This is a genomic window from Proteus sp. fly-1067, from assembly GCF_040139345.1.
Classification (GTDB): domain Bacteria; phylum Pseudomonadota; class Gammaproteobacteria; order Enterobacterales; family Enterobacteriaceae; genus Proteus; species Proteus vulgaris_B.
On the sequence record NZ_JBEEUL010000269.1, the window covers coordinates 1 to 525 of the forward strand.

Below are 525 nucleotides of genomic sequence, written 5' to 3' on the forward strand. Positions count from 1 at the left end.
CTATCGGTGTCGATAGTGGGGACTTTTTTGCCTCAGCAACGTTTAATGTGGAGTATGAATAATGGAAAAAAAACAATTACGTGCTCAGCTCTGTGTGCGCGCTGGGATGATGATAACACTGCTTGCGGCACCATTAAGTGCACTGGCGGTACAAGCCACTTTCAGTGGCACCTTGATTGGCAATTCACCGTGTGTGGTGAATGACAATGATCCGATCGAGGTGGATTTTGGCGATGTCCTCATTCGAGATGTGCAAGGGCAAGAGGGATCGCAATATTCTCGCGATGTGCCGTATACCATTGATTGTGAGAATGCGAATACCTCCGATGCGATGAATTTAAGGATTGGCGGTACACCGACTTCTTGGGATGGATATTTGCTCAGAACGTCGAAAGCGAATTTAGGCCTGCAGTTCTATGTTGATGGACGTATATATGAATTGAATGATGATTATTCATTTTCATATGGTTATGAGCCAACGATTACAGTGGCACCGGAAGGGAGTGACTCGTTGAGTGATAATGA

General features: G+C 45.3%; 1 protein-coding gene. It reads left to right on the plus strand.

Translation table 11 applies throughout. From position 1 onward, the window contains the following. Positions 1–61: 61 nt before the first annotated feature. A partial coding sequence (locus ABN217_RS20355; RefSeq protein ID WP_349460021.1) for a fimbrial protein occupies positions 62–525 on the plus strand: 464 nt, incomplete at its 3' end.